Source organism: Dyadobacter sp. BE31, assembly GCF_031457695.1.
GTDB lineage: Bacteria > Bacteroidota > Bacteroidia > Cytophagales > Spirosomataceae > Dyadobacter.
Window position 1 is genome coordinate 1,951,262 of sequence record NZ_JAVDXA010000001.1, and the last position, 18,310, is coordinate 1,969,571.

General features: G+C 49.4%; 21 protein-coding genes. 12 read left to right on the top strand and 9 right to left on the bottom strand.

The annotated features are described in order from the left end of the window. Nucleotides 1-52: 52 nt before the first annotated feature. Nucleotides 53-517: a thioredoxin domain-containing protein gene (locus J2Y43_RS08280; RefSeq protein ID WP_309992782.1), complete on the bottom strand. Its 465-nt coding sequence runs from the start codon at nucleotides 515-517 to the stop codon at nucleotides 53-55. Between the two features lie 153 nt (nucleotides 518-670). Between J2Y43_RS08280 and yihA the strand changes: the two genes are divergently transcribed. The 5 genes from yihA (at nucleotide 671) to J2Y43_RS08305 (ending at nucleotide 4,828) form a co-directional block, all read left to right on the top strand. After that, nucleotides 671-1,279 carry a ribosome biogenesis GTP-binding protein YihA/YsxC gene (gene yihA / locus J2Y43_RS08285; RefSeq protein WP_309992779.1) on the top strand — a complete coding sequence of 203 codons (609 nt, stop codon included), beginning with the start codon at nucleotides 671-673 and terminating at the stop codon, nucleotides 1,277-1,279. Between the two features lie 99 nt (nucleotides 1,280-1,378). After that, on the top strand, nucleotides 1,379-1,918 hold the full coding sequence (locus J2Y43_RS08290; RefSeq protein ID WP_309992776.1) for a DUF5606 domain-containing protein: 540 nt from the start codon (nucleotides 1,379-1,381) through the stop codon (nucleotides 1,916-1,918). Between the two features lie 55 nt (nucleotides 1,919-1,973). Continuing rightward, nucleotides 1,974-2,633, top strand: a complete 660-nt coding sequence (gene deoC, locus J2Y43_RS08295; protein ID WP_309992775.1) for a deoxyribose-phosphate aldolase — start codon at nucleotides 1,974-1,976, stop codon at nucleotides 2,631-2,633. Beyond that, nucleotides 2,630-3,742 (top strand): glycosyltransferase, encoded by a 1,113-nt coding sequence (locus tag J2Y43_RS08300; RefSeq protein ID WP_309992772.1) that lies wholly within the window; start codon nucleotides 2,630-2,632, stop codon nucleotides 3,740-3,742. Before deoC ends, J2Y43_RS08300 begins: the two co-directional genes overlap by 4 nt. A 141-nt stretch (nucleotides 3,743-3,883) precedes the next feature. Further along, nucleotides 3,884-4,828 carry a ketoacyl-ACP synthase III gene (locus J2Y43_RS08305; protein ID WP_309992771.1) on the top strand — a complete coding sequence of 315 codons (945 nt, stop codon included), beginning with the start codon at nucleotides 3,884-3,886 and terminating at the stop codon, nucleotides 4,826-4,828. Nucleotides 4,829-4,901: 73 nt separating this feature from the next. Here the strand turns inward: J2Y43_RS08305 and J2Y43_RS08310 are convergent, their stop codons facing one another. Further along, entirely contained in the window at nucleotides 4,902-6,902 is a 2,001-nt protein-coding gene (locus J2Y43_RS08310) for a M1 family metallopeptidase (protein ID WP_309992770.1), read from the bottom strand. 132 nt (nucleotides 6,903-7,034) lie between these two features. Here J2Y43_RS08310 and meaB point away from each other — a divergent pair, with 132 nt between their 5' ends. Together meaB and J2Y43_RS08320 are read left to right on the top strand one after the other, a co-directional pair. After that, nucleotides 7,035-8,051 (top strand): methylmalonyl Co-A mutase-associated GTPase MeaB, encoded by a 1,017-nt coding sequence (gene meaB, locus J2Y43_RS08315; protein WP_309992767.1) that lies wholly within the window; start codon nucleotides 7,035-7,037, stop codon nucleotides 8,049-8,051. Between the two features lie 91 nt (nucleotides 8,052-8,142). After that, a complete protein-coding gene (locus tag J2Y43_RS08320; protein WP_309992765.1) occupies nucleotides 8,143-8,619 on the top strand; it encodes a lipocalin family protein in 477 nt (158 codons plus the stop codon). Nucleotides 8,620-8,675: 56 nt separating this feature from the next. Here J2Y43_RS08320 and J2Y43_RS08325 read toward each other — a convergent pair whose 3' ends face one another. Continuing rightward, entirely contained in the window at nucleotides 8,676-9,110 is a 435-nt protein-coding gene (locus J2Y43_RS08325; RefSeq protein WP_309992762.1) for a DUF4440 domain-containing protein, read from the bottom strand. Between the two features lie 225 nt (nucleotides 9,111-9,335). On the opposite strand from J2Y43_RS08325, the gene J2Y43_RS08330 reads away from it, so the two are divergent. Next, on the top strand, nucleotides 9,336-10,211 hold the full coding sequence (locus tag J2Y43_RS08330) for a diacylglycerol kinase family protein (RefSeq protein ID WP_309992760.1): 876 nt from the start codon (nucleotides 9,336-9,338) through the stop codon (nucleotides 10,209-10,211). Between the two features lie 22 nt (nucleotides 10,212-10,233). Next, nucleotides 10,234-10,566: a translation initiation factor gene (locus J2Y43_RS08335; protein ID WP_309992758.1), complete on the top strand. Its 333-nt coding sequence runs from the start codon at nucleotides 10,234-10,236 to the stop codon at nucleotides 10,564-10,566. Nucleotides 10,567-10,578: 12 nt separating this feature from the next. Here J2Y43_RS08335 and J2Y43_RS08340 read toward each other — a convergent pair whose 3' ends face one another. Continuing rightward, nucleotides 10,579-11,019 carry a hypothetical protein gene (locus tag J2Y43_RS08340; RefSeq protein ID WP_106599572.1) on the bottom strand — a complete coding sequence of 147 codons (441 nt, stop codon included), beginning with the start codon at nucleotides 11,017-11,019 and terminating at the stop codon, nucleotides 10,579-10,581. A 65-nt stretch (nucleotides 11,020-11,084) separates the two neighbouring features. Beyond that, the gene (locus J2Y43_RS08345) at nucleotides 11,085-12,329 is read right to left on the bottom strand and encodes an ABC transporter permease (protein ID WP_309992756.1); all 1,245 of its coding nucleotides are present in this window, start codon (nucleotides 12,327-12,329) and stop codon (nucleotides 11,085-11,087) included. Nucleotides 12,330-12,453: 124 nt separating this feature from the next. On the opposite strand from J2Y43_RS08345, the gene ggt reads away from it, so the two are divergent. Beyond that, the gene (gene ggt / locus J2Y43_RS08350) at nucleotides 12,454-14,220 is read left to right on the top strand and encodes a gamma-glutamyltransferase (protein WP_309992753.1); all 1,767 of its coding nucleotides are present in this window, start codon (nucleotides 12,454-12,456) and stop codon (nucleotides 14,218-14,220) included. Nucleotides 14,221-14,238: 18 nt separating this feature from the next. Here ggt and J2Y43_RS08355 read toward each other — a convergent pair whose 3' ends face one another. After that, complete coding sequence (locus J2Y43_RS08355) at nucleotides 14,239-14,745, bottom strand: cupin domain-containing protein (RefSeq protein WP_309992752.1); 507 nt, start codon at nucleotides 14,743-14,745, stop codon at nucleotides 14,239-14,241. Nucleotides 14,746-14,879: 134 nt separating this feature from the next. Here J2Y43_RS08355 and nudK point away from each other — a divergent pair, with 134 nt between their 5' ends. Beyond that, nucleotides 14,880-15,467, top strand: a complete 588-nt coding sequence (nudK, locus tag J2Y43_RS08360) for a GDP-mannose pyrophosphatase NudK (protein WP_309992749.1) — start codon at nucleotides 14,880-14,882, stop codon at nucleotides 15,465-15,467. 51 nt (nucleotides 15,468-15,518) lie between these two features. Here nudK and J2Y43_RS08365 read toward each other — a convergent pair whose 3' ends face one another. From J2Y43_RS08365 to J2Y43_RS08375, 3 genes are all read right to left on the bottom strand, one after another. Continuing rightward, on the bottom strand, nucleotides 15,519-15,848 hold the full coding sequence (locus tag J2Y43_RS08365; RefSeq protein WP_223406407.1) for a YtxH domain-containing protein: 330 nt from the start codon (nucleotides 15,846-15,848) through the stop codon (nucleotides 15,519-15,521). 161 nt (nucleotides 15,849-16,009) lie between these two features. Then, entirely contained in the window at nucleotides 16,010-16,741 is a 732-nt protein-coding gene (locus J2Y43_RS08370) for an SIMPL domain-containing protein (RefSeq protein ID WP_309992745.1), read from the bottom strand. A 228-nt stretch (nucleotides 16,742-16,969) separates the two neighbouring features. Continuing rightward, the gene (locus tag J2Y43_RS08375; RefSeq protein WP_309992743.1) at nucleotides 16,970-17,404 is read right to left on the bottom strand and encodes a MarR family transcriptional regulator; all 435 of its coding nucleotides are present in this window, start codon (nucleotides 17,402-17,404) and stop codon (nucleotides 16,970-16,972) included. Nucleotides 17,405-17,647: 243 nt separating this feature from the next. Here J2Y43_RS08375 and J2Y43_RS08380 point away from each other — a divergent pair, with 243 nt between their 5' ends. Then, nucleotides 17,648-18,268 carry a hypothetical protein gene (locus J2Y43_RS08380; RefSeq protein WP_309992740.1) on the top strand — a complete coding sequence of 207 codons (621 nt, stop codon included), beginning with the start codon at nucleotides 17,648-17,650 and terminating at the stop codon, nucleotides 18,266-18,268. The last annotated feature ends 42 nt before the right edge of the window (nucleotides 18,269-18,310 follow it).

Consider the following 18,310-nt stretch of genomic DNA (forward strand, 5'->3'; position numbering starts at 1 on the left):
AAAACCCCCGCAGAGCCATTCTGCGGGGGTTTCTTTTTTCTATACTAATAATTTAGATAGCAGGCCCTTTTTGTACGGATTTGGCTGCTTTGATCAGGTCCTGAGGTTGCTGATAGCCCAGAAGCTGCTTCACCACCTTGCCTTTGCCATTGATGAAGAACAATGTCGGGTAACCTTCAATTGGGTACCGTTTAGTGAGCCCTGGGCCTTCGCCGCTTTCCATATCCATTTTCACATTGATGAAATTGCCGTTGAAGGTAGCCGCCACGTCGTCACGCGTGAAAACATTTTTTTGCAGCATCTTGCACGGGCCGCACCAGGTCGTATAAGCGTCCAGGAAGATCAGTTTGTTCTCCTTTTTGGCCTTTTTCAAAATATCAGCCCACTTTCCTTCCGTAAATTGAATACCTTTTTCAGCATTTACTGCTGCCTTTTTATCTCCATCCCCCGCGATAGCCACCGACATGGCCAGCATCAGTGCCACAATCGCAAAACCGAGATTTTTAAGATTTTTCATTTGAATAATAAGATTTTTGATTTGAGTATTCCATAACGAAAATACGCCTTTGTTTTATTTTACACAATTATGGACTGCGAGCCAATCCGGTACCTTTTGCGGATAAGAAGCTCAAAAAGGGTAACTTCGCAACTTCATTAACACCAGAATACCATGAAAGTTCAGGAAGCCAAGTATGTGATGAGTAACTCCGATTACCAGAAGTGCCCGGAGCCCGTCCTTCCCGAATATGCATTTATCGGACGTTCCAATGTGGGGAAATCGTCGCTTATCAACATGCTGACAGGCAAAAAAGCATTGGCCAAAACCTCGCAGCAACCAGGGAAAACGCAGATGATCAACCATTTTATCATCGACAACAGCTGGTATCTGGTCGATTTGCCCGGGTATGGTTATGCCAAAGTAAGCAAAGTGGAACGCGATAAGTGGGAAAAAATGATCCACGATTACCTGCATTACCGCGAAAACCTCATTTGTACATTTGTGCTGGTGGACGTCCGCCACAGCGCCATGGCCGTCGATCTCGAATTTATGGCCGCATTGGGCGAAGCCGGGATTCCGTTCGAAATCATATTTACCAAAGCCGATAAACTCAAACCCGGCCAGGTAGCCGCCCAGGTGGAAGCTTATAAACGTAAAATGAGTGAAGTGTGGGAAGAAGTGCCTGAAATGTACGTGACTTCGGCGGAAAAAAATGAGGGCCGAGAGCCCGTACTGGCGACAATAGAAACTTATAATCAGTCGTTTGTGAAGACAAAATAGCATATCGGTTGTTTCCCCGGCAATCTTTCCGTTATTTTGCGCAAAAATTCAATTGCCGCATCCAACATTAACATCAAGATATAACCATAGTAAGAAAGGATGAGTGAAACAGTAGAGTCAACAGGAATGGATTTGTTGAAAGAAGTAGCCAATGTATCCGGCAAGCCAGGGTTGTTCCGCATTCTGAAACCAAGCCGTGCGGGCGTAATCGTAGAAAGCCTGGACGGGAAACGTGAAAAAACACTGATCGGGCCAACGGCGCGCGTATCCGTTTTGAAAGACGTTTCGATCTTTACAGACGGTGCAGAAGAATCTGTTGCCCTGTCGGACGTGTTCCTGAAAATCCGTGAGATCCACGGCGAAGAGGTTACATTGTCAGTCAAAACTTCATCGGACAAAGAGCTCATCGAGTTTCTTGCTGAGGTACTTCCTGAATTCGACCGCTCGAAAGTGTACGTATCGGACATCAAGAAGGTCATTACCTGGTACAACCTGCTTTCGAAACACATCCCCGAAGCATTTGTAACAACCGAAGGCGAAGTAGCTGCTGAACCGGTAGCGGAAGTTGCTGCCGAGGAGGAAGAGGTGAAAGAAGCGCCTGCGAAAAAGGCTGCCAAAAAAGAAAAAAGCAAAGCTTAAAAAGCAACTGATATGATGTGGAACCCTGCCTTTCCGGCGGGGTTTTTCCTTTTTTATGGACAATCTCTCTTCTTATATCGACCACACGCTGCTCTCGGCGACAGCCAGCGAAACCAATATCCGCAAGCTTTGCGAAGAAGCATGGATACACCAGTTCAAAGCGGTGTGTGTGGCGCCCGTTTACGTGCCATATGTCGTGGAAATGCTGGAATTTTGTCCCATAAAAATTGAAATCGCGACGGTAGTAGGCTTCCCGATGGGCTATTCTACCACCGCCACCAAGGTAGCCGAGGCCAGCGAAGCATTACAGCTCGGCGCTACCGAGCTGGATGTGGTGATGAACCTGTCACAATTCAAATCGATGGCTTACCTGAGTATTCGTGAGGAATTGAAGCAGCTCGCCGACCTTGCACACGAGCGGAATGCATTGCTGAAAGTGATTATCGAAACCGCCGCGCTCGATTCGTTCGACCTGTATACGGCTTGCGAAATCTGCGCGGAGGCAAAGGTCGATTTTGTCAAAACGTCCACCGGTTTCGGTCCCGGCGGTGCGGATGTGGAAACGGTCCGCAAAATGCGTTCGATTTTGCCTGTGGAAGTTAAAATAAAGGCTTCCGGCGGCATCAAGACTTACGAGCAGGCCATTGCCATGATCGAGGCCGGTGCCGAACGGATCGGTACCTCGTCGGGCGTTGCGATCGTGAACCGCGCATGAAACGCGTGCTGCTGCTCAGCACGGTGCATCCATCGACGGATTCGCGCATTATGTACAAAATCGCGCCTTCGCTGCAAGACTATTACGAGGTGTTTTGCGCATTGCCTGGCCTTCGAAGCGGTTGGAAGAACAAGCTGCATTTGATCAACCTGCCGAAATTCGGGCGGTTGCTCCCCAGAATCCTGTTTGCACATCCTGTTGCTTTGTTCAAATGCCTGCGGTTGAGGCCGGATATCGTCCACATTTTTGTGCCGGAGCTGATTCCCCTGGCATTTCTTTTCCAATGGGCGGGAGCGAAAGTAGTGTATGAAGTACAGGAGAACCTGTTCAAGAAGTTTGCGATCAAACGGTACAACAATGGTCCGGTTTTCAAATGGCTGTTCCGCTTTTTCGACAACCTGGCACGCCGGAAATTCCACTGCGTATTTACGGACGACGCTTACCTGGAAGAATACCGCGACCTGGCAAAGCCATTCGCCGTGATCCATAATTATGTATCGCTGCCGGTCATGGATTCGCTCGCGCATGAGGATGCGCCAGCGCACAGGCACGAGGTTTTCTACCTGGGTGTTGTGTCTATAGAGCGTAGCCTCGACACGATGATTACTGCGATGGCGATGTTGAAAAACGGCTATCCTGACTGCCATTTACACGTTTTCGGTCCTATGCGTGTGGATAAAGCAGAGCTGGAAGCAATAGCTGGTTACCAGGAGGCAAAAAGCAATATCACGTTCCATGGCTACACCGATCAGAAATTGGCGCTACGGTATGCGCGGCAGTGTGTGGCGGGCATTGCGCTGCTGAAACCCGTGGCCGATTACCCGGAGTCGTTCCCGACCAAGCTGTTCGAATACATGGCGCTGCAACTACCTGTCGTTACCTCCGATTTCCCCGCTTACAGGCAGATCGTCGACGGCGCGCGGTGCGGGTTTTGTATTTCACCCTATCATGCCGAAATGCTGCACGAAGCATTGGAATGCTGCATTACGGATGTGGCCCTCAGGAAGCAAATGGGAAGAAACGGCAGAAAGGCCGCGGAGGCATATTACAACTGGGCCTCGGAGGAAGCCAAACTTTTGTCGTTTTATGACAACATTTATAATTCCTAACAATCTAATTTATAAGTGCAGGCATTATAATTTTATAAATTTATTATTGAATTGTTCAAATATGGAGTGCTACGATTTCTACGAAATATTTAACTTTCGGAATCGAAAAGAATTGTAGCTTGCGAAGTCAACTTCTCAATCATGTATATTAATACGGTTAGTCATTATCTGCCAAGCGAAGTTATTGGTAATGAATATTTTACAAATCTCAACAACCTATCTAACGAGTGGATAACGGAAAGAACGGGAATCTCAGAAAGACGTAAAGCATCAGCAGACGAAAATACATCGACCATGGCCATGAAGGCGGTCGAAACATTGCTCGAAAATATCCCATACAGTAAAAACGAAATAGATCTGATCGTAGGCGCGACCTATACCCCCTACGACACGATCGTCACGCTGGCCCATGCAGTACAGCACCAGCTTCAAATTCCCGATATTCCGGTCGTAAGTATTTCATCCGCCTGCTCGTCGTTGCTCAATGCGATCGAGATCGTGGAAGGCTACTTTGCTATGGGCAAGGCTTCGAAGGCTTTGGTGGTCGTTTCCGACCATAACACGGCCTATTACAATGAGATGGATACGGTTTCGGGGCATTTGTGGGGTGATGGCGCTTCCGCATTGCTGATTTCCAAAGAGCGGCAGACGGAAGGCGACATGCATATCAAAAAGCTCATTACCGGTGGTGCAGCTACCAGCGGAAAAGCCATCGAAGCGGTAGTACTCCGGCCCAACGACCGCGGCGTAGTGATGCCGTTCGGGCGCGATGTTTTCCAGAATGCGTGTGTGTACATGCCCAAAGTGAGCCAGCAGGTATTGCAGGCGTGCGGTCTGACGATCAACGACCTCGATTACCTGATCCCGCACCAGGCCAACCACCGCATTAGCCTGAATGTGATCAATACGTTGGGTATTCCTGCCGAAAAACTGATTTCGAACATTCAATACCTCGGTAACACAGGCTGCGCCGGTTGTGCGATCGCGCTTTCGGAGAATAAGGACAAATTCAAAAAAGGTGAAAATATCGTGGTAACAGTATTTGGCGGCGGCTATTCGTACGGCGCCATGCTGCTGACAGTATAATACTCCCTGTTTAAAACATAAAAAAGCCTTCCAACCGCTACGATTGGAAGGCTTTTTCTATGTCCGGGAATGCTTAGTTCACATCCGGTTCGGCATTGTAGGAAGCCGGTTTCCAGACATTGTTCTCAGGATTGATATCCGGGAGGTTATGCTCGGGATCGATCGTCACCGAACGGATCGGCCCTTGTGTAGCCGCTTTAAACGTCCAGGTACCGCCACGCTGCCAGATCTCAACAGGCAATTCAACGCGTGTTTTCTTGCCGCTTACTTCTTCAATATCCACTTTCACCGGCATTGCCAGCTGATCGAGGTTCTCAATAGTAATGTAAGAGCCCTTTTGCGGGTTTTGCTCTACATAAGCCACATCTTTCACCGACTGATCGAGTTTATAGTTCTCGAAGAACCAGCCTTTCCAGAACCAGCCCAGGTCTTCTCCCGCCGCATCTTCGATGGTCCGGAAGAAATCGTAAGGTGTTGGATGCTTGAATGCCCAGCGCTGTACATAGATTTTGAATGCATAGTCGAAGCGCTCCTTACCCAGTATTTGCTCACGAAGCATTTTAAGACCTAATGCAGGTTTGTAATAGGCTTCCCAACCCAAATTCACAGCTTGAACTACATCGGGAATAGTCATGATCGGGTCTGCTTTCGGGCGGAAGATCATCGGTGCCAGGCGGTGCATATCGTTCATCTGGGTCGTTTTGTACTCGCCGTTGTTGAAGTTATCGCCTGAAAGGAAATTGATGAACGTGTTGAACCCTTCGTCCATCCACGCATATTTACGCTCGTTGTTACCGACGATCATCGGGAACCAGTTGTGACCGAACTCGTGATCGGTTACGCCCCAAAGGTCCTCTTTGCGGCTTTTGCTGCTGCAAAACACGATTCCCGGATATTCCATACCACCCACAATACCGGCCACATTAGTCGCCACGGGGTAGGTATATTCATGCACATAATTGGAATAGAACTCGATACAGCCCTTCACGTACTCAGTCGAACGGCCCCAGCCATCCAGCCCGCCGTCCTCAGCCGGGTATACCGACTGCGCCAAAGCAGTTTTGCCTTTCGGCAGGTTCATACGCGCCGCATCCCAGACAAATGCTTTGGAAGTAGCCCACGCGATGTCGCGCGCCTGCACGCAACGGAAGCGCCAGGTCAATGTTCCCGATTGCTTGGGTCTTGTATTCGGGTTGGTAACGTCCTCCGCGCTGCGGATCACGACAGTCTGGTCACTTTTAGCGGCATCGGCCAATCTTTTACGCTGCTCGGCGGTCAGTACTTCGTTCGGGTTGAGCAATTCTCCCGACCCTACTACGATGTGATCCCAGGGAACGGTGACATTGTATTCAAAATCGCCATATTCGAGGTAAAACTCACCTGCGCCCAGGTAAGGCAGCAGGTTCCAGCCTTCAATATCGTCGAAAACCGCTACCCGTGGGTACCATTGCGCCATTTCGTACACGACACCATTCTTCGTTTCGAGCGTTCCCATGCGGTCGGAGCCGTACTCAGGGATTTTGAATGAATAGGCCAGTTTGATCTTGATCACGTCGCCATTCGCTTTCACCGGCGTTTTGAGGCGGATCTGCATGCGGGTGTCGGTAATTTTGTACTCGGCGTCCACAAATGCGCCCTTGCCTTGCTGTACCGTTACGGATTTAATGGAATCACCGCCGTCAAAACCCATATTGCCGAAACGGCCGCCGCTAACCGGCGTCGTTTGCGCCCCTCTCGAATGGCTGCCAAATGCATTCTGATCGAGTTGCAGCCAGAGGAATTCCAGATTTTCGGGACTATTATTTTTATAGGTAAGCTCCACTTCCCCACTCACGGTACCTTTCTCCTCTTCGAGCGCTACGTTGATCTTGTAATCGGCACGGTTCTGCCAGTATTTGGGTCCAGGTGCGCCGCTTCCCGTCCGGTATTCATTGCCCGGCTGGAAGTTAAAAAGCGGGTGAAAAAGGACATGGGCATCATATTTCACCTTCTCCGCCTCCTGTGCGATAGTGTTGTTGAAGAAGCCCAGACTGCTCATTGCAATGACGCCCAGACGAAATATTGAAATTTTCATTATAATGGTTAAAAATTGGAAATATTGGGTTGTAAACGAGCAATATACACCTTTTCACCTGTTTTAGGAGAAAAAGTTTCATTTTAGCGACGAACAACGCCGTTTGTCTGCCGACGTCAAATTTTCATTCCAATGCGCCAGCGACTATCTGTTGAAACATATGTTAAGGGCGTCCTTTCGGGCGACCGTACCACGCTGAGCCGCGCGATCACGATCATCGAAAGCAGCCTGCCCGGAGACCGTTTATTAGCCTCCCAAATCCTCCAAAGTATCCTGCCGCATACCGGCAAATCCATTCGTATTGGTATTACCGGGGTGCCCGGCGTAGGGAAAAGCACATTCATCGAGGCATTCGGCAGCTACCTTACTTCGCTGGGCAAGCGGGTGGCCGTGCTGGCGGTAGACCCGAGCAGCAAGCAGTCGGGCGGGAGCATATTGGGTGATAAAACGCGGATGGAGAAGCTCTCCCGCGACCCGCATGCCTACATCCGCCCATCGCCCACGAACCTCTCGCTCGGGGGCGTAGCGCGGCATACGCGTGAGGCAATCCTGCTCTGCGAAGCGGCGGGTTACGATATTATATTGGTCGAAACGGTGGGTGTAGGCCAATCGGAAACCTTGGTGAAAGGTATGACCGACTTCTTCCTGCTGCTCATGCTGGCAGGCGCGGGCGACGAGTTGCAGGGCATCAAAAAGGGCATTATGGAAATGGTGGACGTCGTGGCTGTCAACAAGGCCGATCATGGCAACGAGCAGGCCGTTGCCAAAGCCGTTATGGAATACCGGCAGGCATTGCATCTCTTTCCCGAAACCGCTTCCAAAGTGCCCGTTCAGGTGGTAGCGTGCTCGGCATTGGAGGGAACCGGCATGCAGCCGATCTGGAAGTTAATTTCAGATTACTATGTGCAAACTTCTGAAAGCGGCTTTTTGCAGCATAACAGGCAGTTTCAGCGCGAGGACTGGCTTCGCGAGCAAATCCGGCAGTCGTTGGAAGACCGGTTTTATGAAAATGAATTGGTAAAAAAACACATTACCTCCGCCGACCAGGCTGTACGAAGCGGCGAAAAGCTGCCCGATGAAGCGGCCGCGGATCTGATTAATCTGTTTCTTTCTTCCGAACAAGCTTCAAAATTTTCCGCTAAGTCATAAAACTTCTCGGCAAAAGGCATTTTTCACTAAGTTTGAGCGTTAAAACTAACGCGAATCAACTCTATTGATTTTAACTTTTAAGTTCTCAACTATGAAAAAAACCTACGCCCTCAGCAAAGCCTCCTTGCTAGCCATGTTCATGATTCTTTCGGTCGTTTTTGCTTGTAAAGATGATGACGATGAACCGACACCGCCAGCAAACAACGATCCGATCGTAGCGACGTGGCAGCTTACCGCCGTTGCCGCAGCTCCCGGATCTACTTTGCCAGTAGACCCTGTTGCACTCGTACCATGTATATACAGCTTGAAATTGACTTTCAAGGCTGACAATACCGTTGCAACGGCCGATTGCCCGACCGCTGTGACGCTCATTAATTCGGTTATACCCATCAGTGGAGCTAAATGGGAAGTTAAGGATGGCAATTTGATACTGAAAGACGCTTCGAATAATTCTAAATCTTTCAAATACACGCTGAATGGTTCCGATTTGCAAGTTTCCGTTGACGATGCTGCGGTTATTCCGGGCTCAGCGGCTATTGACGTCGTACTGAAATTCAAAAAGGTATAAATATTTTCAAAGTGTCATTAAGTAAAAGAGCCGGGCTTCTCAGTCCGGCTCTTTTGTTACCCGCTTGTGTGATCGCAAACGATCAGCCATTTCCCTTTGATTTTCTTGAACAAAAGCGTGTAATGACCTTCCAGGTCGCCTTTTTCAGGCCGCGTTAAATGAAATTTCCCCACCACAAAAGCCACATCGCGGCCGGGGAATGAGAAATTGAGAAAGCTGAATTTCAAGGTACCCATCGTCGCTCGGTCGGGGTATCGTTTGAGATAACCTTCATAAGTAGGCTTGTAGCCGTAGGTAATTCCTGCCTTTCCGACGAACATCAGCGAATCGGATTCCCAATAGCCATTCATGAACGATCGGATATCTCCCTTGTTCCAATCCGCCTCCTGCCGTTTCAGAATGCCGAGGATCTCATCCTTGTCGCGCGGCGACTGTGCTTCTGCCGTCATGGCAATGCCGATCAGAATGAGGGTAAAAAACCAGTTTCTCATATTTTTTATGGATTTTTGTAATGCAATTGACGATTCTAAATATAACGGAAAGATCGGCGCCTCCGGAAGGCACAGGGCCGAAATATCATTGATCCAGCAGGTATGAGCAAGTTCGACAGCATTTTCAAAAAAATCGACCGCCAGAAATATCCTTTCGTGGATGGTCTTTACTACCTGTTCATCATTGTTTTTATCCTTATTCTCTTCCTATTTTTTGCCTGACCAGTGACCCATCCCTATTTATTTATACTGAATCCCAAGTCGGGCACGTCCATCGGCAGGAACAGCGCGGCTGTACGGGAGCGAATCCACTCCGTCGCGAAAAGGAATGCCGGTTCTGCCCAAATCCTGTTCACAGAGGAGCCAGCCCACGCAACGGAGCTTGTACGTGAGCACATGCACGCGGAAAAGTGGAAGGCGATCGTGGCGGTCGGTGGCGACGGTACTGTGAACGAGATCGCGAAGCCGCTCGTGGACACCAATATTCCGATAGGCATCCTGCCGCTTGGCTCAGGAAATGGCCTCGCCAGGCACCTGGGCCTCCCGCTCACGCTCGACGCAGCCCTGAAAAGGCTCTTCGATGGCCAGTCTTCCACGATCGACAGCGCGGAGTTGAATGGTATACCCTTTTTCTGCACGGCCGGAATGGGTTTCGACGCCTACGTGGGGCATCTGTTCAGCCAGCAAAAAGCACGCGGGCTGATGACCTATGTCAATGTTTCATTCAAGGCTTACTGGTCCTACAAACCGCAATCGTTCCGCCTGGACGGTGTAGAAAAGCAAGCTTTTTCACTCTCATTCGCCAATGCGGGCCAATTCGGCAACAATGCCTGGGTAGCCCCGCAAGCCAGCTTACAGGATGGCCTGCTCGATGTATGTACGATCAGCCCCTTCCCCCAATGGTATGGCACGGCGCTCGCTTACGGGCTGTTTACCAAGCAATTGAAACAATCGACTTACATAGATTACCAGCGTGCCACGCATGCCGTGGTGGAAACCGATGCGCCTCCGATGATCCATTACGATGGAGAGCCTTTGCAGCTGGATACTACACGGATAGAGGTTAAAATAAAGCCGGGGAGCCTGAATGTGATCATCTGATTTCCCCTTAACATAGGAAAATATGTCGAAGAAAAACCGCTCGGGCATTGTGTATTCCACCAACCCGGAGTTTGAATACAACGATCAGGAAGATGAGCCAGAAACACTGGCCCCGCAGCAGCAGGACCTCCGCATCTGGCTCGACCGCAAAGGCGGTGGCAAGGTGATTACCGTCGTGAAGGGGTTTATCGGGACAAATACCGACCTCGAAGCGCTCGGCAAGCAGTTGAAAGGCCTCTGCGGCAGCGGCGGTACCGTAAAGGATGGCGAGGTGCAAATCCAGGGCGACCACCGCGACAAAGTCATTACGTGGCTCACAAGCAAAAACTATAAAGCCAAAAAAGCCGGAGGGTAGCTCCGGCTTTGGTTATAATGTCTTGGTGGTATCGATTTCCGTTGGTGCGGGTACCGATGATGCCGGGGGTGTTACTGCTTTCGTCGGCCCGAGCACTTCCACGTCGGTGACGAAGAACTTGGTATCGCCATTCCAGGGGAGTTTGAAAAACTTTTCTTCGTAGGTCAATGAAACCCTATGGCCGTTTTTGATTGCCTCTTCCAGTTTTGAGATTGCGTCCTTGTTCTTGCCGCTTACGGAGAACACCCATTGCGAGGAATTCATGGTACCGTCGCCTTCGAACAAGCCGCCCATTCTCAGTTCACCTTCGTAGGTTTTGAATAAATAGCCCCGGTTGCTGAGCCTCGTCACATATCCTCCCCGCTTTCCTTCGCTGTAATACCCAAAAGTGATATAATATAGAATCCCGAATACGATAGCCAGAAATACGGCGAATATGACCCATTTACGCATAACAGTCGATCAGTGTGATGGTGATAGAAGCGAACTTCGCAAAACAGTTTGATTTTTCCTAGTTATTATTTGGCCCGGATCGCGATCACCGGATCCATGCGTGCTGCGAGCATGGCGGGTACGATGCCCGAAAGTACACCAATAATGCTCGACACGCCCAACCCCAACAGCACGTTGCGCGGCAGCAGCAGGATTTCCAGGGAACCCAATTTGAGGAACGAGAGCAGGTACACCAGGAATATCCCTACCATCCCTCCAACCAGGCTCAGCATTACCGCTTCGAACAGGAATTGAAACAATATCGAATAGTTTTTGGCTCCCAGTGATTTCTGGATTCCGATCAGGTTGGTCCTTTCTTTAACGGACACAAACATGATGTTGGCAATACCGAACCCTCCCACGAGGATCGAAAAGCTGCCGATTACCCAACCTGCTACCGTAAGTACCGCGAATAGGCCAGAAATCGCGACAGCCGCGGCTTCGGGCCTGTTCAACGAAAAGTTATTGCCATCGCGCGGTTTGATACCTCGTTTGGTACGCATCAGGCCCACAATCTCAGCTTCCACTTCTTTCATCCCCACGTCGTCGGGGAAGCCCTTCACCACAATATCGGCACTGCGCCGGCCCGATTGGAATAGCTTGGAGAAGGAGGAGAACGGAATCAGGCAGATCTTATCGGGGCTACCACCAAAATCGACGAGGCTTTCGCCCTCTTTCTTCCGCACACCGATGATCGTAAACTTATGCCCCGCCAGTTTGAATGGTTTTCCGACAGGATCCTGGCCCGGAAAGAGCGATTCCGCAATGTCCGCACCGACAATGGCGACATTGCGGGCATTATTGGTTTCCAGCGGGATGAAGTAGCGGCCATTCTGCACCGGAATGTCGGAAATAAGATTGTACTCGAAAGACACTCCCTGAATTGTTGAGTTAATACTGTTGGAGCCATTTTTAAGCACGGTATTGCCCCTGAAATCCATTACAGCCACCGCACTGGCACTTTCCAGGTTATCATAGAGGTATTTATATTCGGAGTAGTTCGGTTCAGGCCACTGGAAGTATTTCCACCATTGGTATTCGCCACCGAAGCCCCAGGGCCATTTTTGTACATAAATCACTTTGTCGCCGATGAAGCTCAGGCTGTCGCGGATACTCTTTTCAAGCGAATCCACAATCGTAAAAACGGCTACGATCGCGAATATGCCGACTGTTACGCCAAGAAGCGATAGAATAGTGCGGGTAACATTGGTTTTGAGCGCTCCCCAGGCAAAGCGGAAACTCTCCCAGACCTGTCGTAAAAACTTCATCATGACGTTACGGACAATTTGAATTCAAAAGTTAGCGCATCGCCCCAATGCATCGAAATAAATTGGTATAAAAGGTAAGAAAAAGGGTTCGATTTAATAAATTACAGCATTAACCTGACACTCCTATATGAAATTACGCTATACCCTAATGCTGCTCGCCGGCTCGCTATCCGGCATTTCTTACGCCCAGAAACCCGTTCAGGAATCTACCGGTTTTTACCAGTTCCTGTCCGACGATCCCAATCAGAAGCCATTTTTCAGCGACCGCAAAGGCGTCCTCGCTCAAAACGGCATGGTCGCCTCGGCGCATCCGGTGGCTTCGCAAGTGGGTGTGGATATTCTGAAAGCAGGAGGTAATGCCGTGGACGCTGCGGTAGCCGTGCAATTTGCGCTGGCGGTGGTACATCCTTCCGCGGGCAACATAGGCGGCGGCGGGTTTCTGGTTTTGCGGGATAAAGACGGTAAAAGTTACAGCATCGACTTCCGCGAAAAGGCGCCCGGAAAGGGCCATGCCGATATGTATCTGGATAAAGACGGCAATATCATTCCAAAAGCCAGCACGCTGGGCCGCCTGGCATCGGGTGTGCCAGGCTCGGTGGACGGCATGGTGCAGGCTCACGCAAAATATGGCAAGCTAAGTTGGAAACAGGTATTGCAGCCTGCCATTGATATTGCAAAAAACGGTGTAGTACTAACCGAACGCGAAGCTCGCAGCCTCAATTCGATCAAAAGTGATTTGCTGGCGGTCAATCCGGGCTCGTCCTACTTCCTCAATCCTACCGGCAAGGACTGGGTCGCGGGTGATTTGCTGGTCCAGAAAGACCTGGCTAAGGTGCTGAAACGCATTCAGAAAAAAGGCCGCGATGGTTTCTATGCCGGCAAAGTGGCGAAGCAGCTCGTAAAGGATATTAACAAAAACGGCGAAGGCATTATCAGCAAGCAAGACCTCGCAAATTACCGCGCACAGTGGCGCGAGACCATTACCGAAAATTACAAAGGCTATAAAGTAATTACCATGGCCCCGCCATCCAGCGGCGGCGTGGCATTGCTGCAACTCATGCGCCTCACCGAGCAGCATCCATTACGGAAATGGGGCTGGCACAGCGATTCGACTATTCAGGTGATGATCGAAGCCGAACGCCGGGTGTATGCCGACCGCGCCAAATTCCTCGGCGATCCCGATTTCGTGAAAGTGCCTGTAAATGATCTCATCAGTAAAGAATACCTGCAAAAACGTTGGAGCGATTTCTCGTGGGACAAGGCTACCGACAGCAAAAATATCCACGGTGGCGTGCTCCCGGGCTATGAAAGCCTCGAAACGACGCACTTTTCGGTGGTAGACAAGGAAGGTAACGCGGTCTCCGTCACTACCACCCTCAATGGCGGATACGGCAGTCGCGTAGTGGTGAAGGGGGGCGGCTTTTTCATGAATAATGAAATGGATGATTTCAGCATTAAAGCCGGCGCTCCCAACATGTACGGGCTCATCGGCAACAAAGCCAATGCAATCGCGCCGGGCAAGCGAATGCTCTCTTCCATGACGCCGACGATCATCGAAAAAGACGGAAAACTGCTGATGGTCGTAGGTACGCCCGGCGGCTCTACCATTATCACGTCCGTTTACCAAACTATCCTGAATGTACTGGAACACGGCATGACCATGCAGCAGGCCGTGAATGCATTGAAATTTCATCACCAATGGCTGCCCGATAAAACCACTTTCGAAGCCAATGCATTTTCCGCCGAGGCCATTAAAAAGTTGCAGGATAAAGGGTACATCCTCGAACAACAACGTAATTCCATCGGCCGGATGGATTGCATACTCGTACTCCCAGATGGTAGCCTCGAAGGCGGCTCCGACCCACGCGGAGACGATACGAGCGTAGGCTATTAAGCGAAGACGCCGGGTTGGTCAGCACCAGGTGAGTTCTGCTATCAGCCCGGCGTGCTGTGGATAAAGCTGCGATAATGCATTTCGCTCAGCCATTTCAAAATCGGCAAAATCGAAGCCAGGCGCTACCGTACAGCCCACGAGCGCGTATTTGCTGCCGCTCGCAGGGCGCGATGCAAACCATGCCCCGGCCGGTACTACGGCCTGGAATGTTTCGCCATTGTCCGGATTGTTACCCAGCCTGATTATGTTTAGTTCTCCTGTTTTTTCATCTATCACAAACACTTCCAATGCTTCTCCGGCATAGAAATGCCACATTTCATCGGCCTGGATACGGTGGAACGCAGAGAAATTATGCGATTCAAGGAGGAAATAAATGCCTGTGGAAAACGCCCTGTCTCCCCCAAATCGCGCAGGTAATCCATGATGCGCGATGCTTTCCGACGCGCGGTAGGTTTCGGCAAAATGGCCGCCTTCGGGATGCGGCATCAAGTTATACTTTTCTATCCAGTAGGAAGCTGAATTCATGGAACGTCGGTTGAGATACAACCGCAAAGTAATCCGCATTGCTAAATATTCACCATTGGCTCATTCTTTTTTGCCAACAGAAAAGTTTTGATTAATTTTGATCATTATTAATCACAAATAATCATTTTTGATCAATGACTAATCCACGCGTCAATATCGCTTCCGAAGAAGTACTTTCCAATAACTGGTACACCCTTCGCAAATATACATTCGATTACCAGCGTGCCGACGGCTCCTGGGAACGCCAGGCGCGCGAGGCTTACGACCGCGGGAATGGTGCGGTGATTTTGCTGTACAATAAAGAGAAGCAAACTGTCGTGCTCACAAGGCAGTTCCGCCTTCCTACCTACACCAATGGCAATGAAACCGGCATGATGATCGAAGCTTGCGCCGGCCTGCTCGACAAAGACAATCCCGAAGAATGCATCAAGCGGGAAACCGAAGAGGAAACCGGCTATAAAGTGAGCTCGGTAAAAAAGATATTCCAGGCCTATATGTCGCCAGGATCCGTTACGGAGATTCTCTACTTCTTCGTGGCTGAATATTCCGACGATATGAAGGTTAGCGACGGCGGTGGCTGCGCAACGGAACAAGAGAACATCGAGGTAATGGAAATTCCATTTAAAGAAGCCATTCAAATGGTCGCAACCGGAGCGATCAACGACGCCAAAACCATCATGCTCATCCAGTATGCACAGATTAACGGATTGGTAGGGCAATAAAAATGCCGGAGAAAGTGCAGAACGTTCTCCGGCATCGGTTGTTTGTTGCTATCAGGAAATAGGATCCGGCGTCGGTGTAACATCCGTTTCGGTGGAAGCCGCGCCTTTGGTACCCTTGAACTTCTCGAACAAGTCCTTGAAAAATGCCTCCGCGTCGGGGAAATTACCTTTCAGCGTCTCAGCACCTTTCGTTTTAAGTTCTTCAAAATACTCAGGAGCTTTATCGATGGCCCCTTCGGCTTCGGCTTTCAGGTTGTTAGCCTTTGTTTTGAGATCTTCCAGAAGCTTCTCTCCCTCCTCGGTCTGAAGGTATTTGTGTGCAGCTACTCCCGCAGCGGCGCCCAAAATAAATGTGGCCAGGTGTTTCGCGTTAATGCTCATGATTTCCAGTTACTTAGTTTGAGATTGAATATTCAATTTAAAGAAAGTAATATTCCCAACAAAAGAACGGACTGACAAATCCGGATGCATCTCACAGAAAAAAATTGTGCCCGGTAAGCTATTTACCGGGCACCTGACAGGGAGTTTATGCGTGAAACAGCCTATTTGATTTCAAATGCAGCCTGCATACGATAACTGATCTTGATTTTTTGATACTGCACATCGCTGTCCTGAACGGCGTCCGCATCTTCCGCCGCAAAGGCACGCACATTGGCTTTGGCAAATACAGGCTGCGGGAAGTACAGGTTTTCATCCAATTCTTTGATCGACAACACCTTACCCAACTTTTGATCGAGCGATGCCACGAGGTACTCCGCTTTCACTTTGGCCGCTTTCAATGCGTCGATTTTCACCTGCTTCTTGAACTCCTCACGTTTCGAGTGATCTACCCGGGCAACGTTCGCATACTGCACCCCGCGGCTTTCAACCTTCGACAAAATGCCATCCAGCTTTTCGGCGCTCGATACTTTCAACTCATATTGCTTCGCTTCGAGGAAAGTAGCCGGCTTTTTCTTCTTATCCACATAATTCTGATAACCTCCTACTCCGCTGATCGACAATGCCTCCTTCGGCAAACCGGCATCTGCCACCGCCTTGATCAGCTGCTTTTCGAGCGTCGAAATGTTGACCTTGTCTTTCTGGTTTTTCTCGTCCTGGAAATACTCACGAAGTGAGATGTTGAAATAAATCTCATCGGGTACAACCTCCATTTCGGCAAAACCCGCCACTTCTATATTCGGTACCTGAACTAACTGTTCTGTTTTGACTTGTGAAAACGCAGGATTAATGAGTGATGAAGTGATGAGAGCGCCGAGCAAAAAATACTTTTTCATGGCCTTAAAGATGGATATAAATGAAACTGATATTAACCGGAACGGCCCCTATCAAACCTGCTGGTTTCGGAACCGTTCTATGGTTTAGATACAAAAACATACCGAAAGGTTTAACCGCATGCTCACTTAAATGCACCGCCGATGTCCTGCTTCTACACAAAAAAAGTGGAAGAACGACGTAAAAAGCTGTCATTCTTCCACTTAATGGCCTGGTAAAATTTTGTCAAATCAGGTAAAATTTTGGTAAATAGAATCCATGATCCGTACGAAATGCTGGTAGTCGGAGTCGCTCAGACTGCCCCAGCCTTTGCGACGGATGTCGGCCACGATCGGGAATGCCTGGTTATAGATAGTCTCTCCATTTTTGGTGAGAAACAGGTTGAATTTACGACGATCCCCCGCTGCCGGCCCACGTTCGACCATCCCTTTTTTTTCCAGCAAATCGATAATCCTCGTCACTGTCGGAGGATCCTTGAAAGTCATTTCCGCCAGCTCATTCTGGCTGATGCCCTGTTTTCTGAAAATATGGTCGATAAGTACCCATTGATCGACCGTGAGGTCAAAACCCGCCTCAGTCAGCTGCTTTTGTAAGGCATTACGAATCTTTTTGATAGTCGTATCTATCTTAAAAAAATAGGCACGATGATCCGACTGATGTGTCATGATGTGGAAGTAAATAGGATTGGAATGATTGCGTATTATCAAATATAAGCCTGTGCAACAATTCGTCTACTAATAATTGTGAGAAAAAGTTTGAGGGAAAGTAGACGTTGATAATCGGTTGAGGCCATTGGTCCGGATTGGGCAACCGAAAGATGGTTCGAAGCCGAAACGCTTCTTAAGCAGCAGAAATAATGCAAGATTTCAATTGGAAAATTACATTGACAGGCATTATCTAAGCTCTAAATGAAACGACTACTAACCATTGGTCTGACGATTGGGATTCTCACGCTATCATTCGGTTGTAAAATCATTGATGCAATCGTTGACAGTTCCGGCCCTCTTCCACGCCTGCCCAACTGGGGCTACCTAATAGCCGACATGAACGGTGCTGATTGGGGTCGGACATATAAAAATGGCTATCAAGTTACTCACGGGATCATTAGTCATACCGATGAACCGCAAGGCGTGTTCTTTGCCTTGAAATCTATTCTGTACACGCCGGATGGTGCCGAACGCCAAGAGTTGCTATTTCAAAACATACCATTTGCAGCAACGGCTGCCAGGCATCGCGTCATATCGTGTCTTCCATCCGCTGACTGTCAGCTTCACGAAGACGTTCAGGGTGTATTATACACATGCAACAGTGACGTGTCGTTGAATAGCTATTACACCGTCGATTCCGAAGATAATTATGTTCAGATCGACAGCTACAACGAGAGAACGCAAGAGGTAAAAGGAACCTTTCAGTTGACATTCGCAGTCCGAAAAAACCGATCGCCCGGGGATCCATTACCCGATACTTTACGCTTCCGCAATGGCCGGTTTCACACTAAAATTATCCGATACAAAGCAAGGGGTGAGTGACGACGAGTTGCCAGAAAACAACATGAGCCAGGCTTACACCCG

Coding starts and splice junctions, on each gene's coding strand:
- J2Y43_RS08280 (WP_309992782.1), bottom strand. CDS start 517: ATGAAAAATCTTAAAAATCTCGGTTTTGCGATTGTGGCACTGATGCTG.
- yihA (WP_309992779.1), top strand. CDS start 671: ATGAAAGTTCAGGAAGCCAAGTATGTGATGAGTAACTCCGATTACCAG.
- J2Y43_RS08290 (WP_309992776.1), top strand. CDS start 1,379: ATGAGTGAAACAGTAGAGTCAACAGGAATGGATTTGTTGAAAGAAGTA.
- deoC (WP_309992775.1), top strand. CDS start 1,974: ATGGACAATCTCTCTTCTTATATCGACCACACGCTGCTCTCGGCGACA.
- J2Y43_RS08300 (WP_309992772.1), top strand. CDS start 2,630: ATGAAACGCGTGCTGCTGCTCAGCACGGTGCATCCATCGACGGATTCG.
- J2Y43_RS08305 (WP_309992771.1), top strand. CDS start 3,884: ATGTATATTAATACGGTTAGTCATTATCTGCCAAGCGAAGTTATTGGT.
- J2Y43_RS08310 (WP_309992770.1), bottom strand. CDS start 6,902: ATGAAAATTTCAATATTTCGTCTGGGCGTCATTGCAATGAGCAGTCTG.
- meaB (WP_309992767.1), top strand. CDS start 7,035: ATGCGCCAGCGACTATCTGTTGAAACATATGTTAAGGGCGTCCTTTCG.
- J2Y43_RS08320 (WP_309992765.1), top strand. CDS start 8,143: ATGAAAAAAACCTACGCCCTCAGCAAAGCCTCCTTGCTAGCCATGTTC.
- J2Y43_RS08325 (WP_309992762.1), bottom strand. CDS start 9,110: ATGAGAAACTGGTTTTTTACCCTCATTCTGATCGGCATTGCCATGACG.
- J2Y43_RS08335 (WP_309992758.1), top strand. CDS start 10,234: ATGTCGAAGAAAAACCGCTCGGGCATTGTGTATTCCACCAACCCGGAG.
- J2Y43_RS08340 (WP_106599572.1), bottom strand. CDS start 11,019: ATGCGTAAATGGGTCATATTCGCCGTATTTCTGGCTATCGTATTCGGG.
- J2Y43_RS08345 (WP_309992756.1), bottom strand. CDS start 12,329: ATGATGAAGTTTTTACGACAGGTCTGGGAGAGTTTCCGCTTTGCCTGG.
- ggt (WP_309992753.1), top strand. CDS start 12,454: ATGAAATTACGCTATACCCTAATGCTGCTCGCCGGCTCGCTATCCGGC.
- J2Y43_RS08355 (WP_309992752.1), bottom strand. CDS start 14,745: ATGAATTCAGCTTCCTACTGGATAGAAAAGTATAACTTGATGCCGCAT.
- nudK (WP_309992749.1), top strand. CDS start 14,880: ATGACTAATCCACGCGTCAATATCGCTTCCGAAGAAGTACTTTCCAAT.
- J2Y43_RS08365 (WP_223406407.1), bottom strand. CDS start 15,848: ATGAGCATTAACGCGAAACACCTGGCCACATTTATTTTGGGCGCCGCT.
- J2Y43_RS08370 (WP_309992745.1), bottom strand. CDS start 16,741: ATGAAAAAGTATTTTTTGCTCGGCGCTCTCATCACTTCATCACTCATT.
- J2Y43_RS08375 (WP_309992743.1), bottom strand. CDS start 17,404: ATGACACATCAGTCGGATCATCGTGCCTATTTTTTTAAGATAGATACG.
- J2Y43_RS08380 (WP_309992740.1), top strand. CDS start 17,648: ATGAAACGACTACTAACCATTGGTCTGACGATTGGGATTCTCACGCTA.